At 65.5% G+C, this 388-nt stretch carries 1 protein-coding gene; it reads left to right on the top strand.

Annotated elements, in window-relative coordinates; translation table 11 throughout:
* A partial coding sequence (locus AB4Y92_RS26355) for a DUF2628 domain-containing protein (protein ID WP_441822308.1) occupies positions 1 to 386 on the top strand: 386 nt, incomplete at its 5' end.
* Between the last annotated feature and the right edge of the window lie 2 nt (positions 387 to 388).

The following is a 388-nucleotide window of genomic DNA, read 5'->3' as shown; positions in this document are numbered from 1 at the left end:
TTATAAGGGGCCATGACATGGCGTTCTATACGGTCCTGATTCCGCCGCCCGGTTCCGGCAGCGAGCGCGACGATATCGAGCAGGCGCGGCTCCTGCCCGAGACATTCTCCTGGGCAGCCTTCCTCTTCACGGGCTTCTGGCTGCTGGCGAAGCGGCTCTGGCTGGCGACGCTCCTCTTCGCGCTGGTCTGGGCTGCCGTGTATTACGCGCAGAGCGATCTCGGGCTCGCCAGCGGTGCGGCCCTGCCGGCGCAATTCGTCATCGGACTCTTCCTCGGGCTTGAAGCTGGTCTGGGCTGCCGTGTATTACGCGCAGAGCGATCTCGGGCTCGCCAGCGGTGCGGCCCTGCCGGCGCAATTCGTCATCGGACTCTTCCTCGGGCTTGAAG

The sequence above is a fragment of the Lysobacter sp. TAB13 genome, from assembly GCF_052113885.1.
Lineage (GTDB): Bacteria > Pseudomonadota > Gammaproteobacteria > Xanthomonadales > Xanthomonadaceae > Lysobacter > Lysobacter gummosus.
The sequence above is the reverse complement of the archived record's forward strand: the minus strand, read 5'-3'. Positions and strand labels throughout refer to the sequence as shown.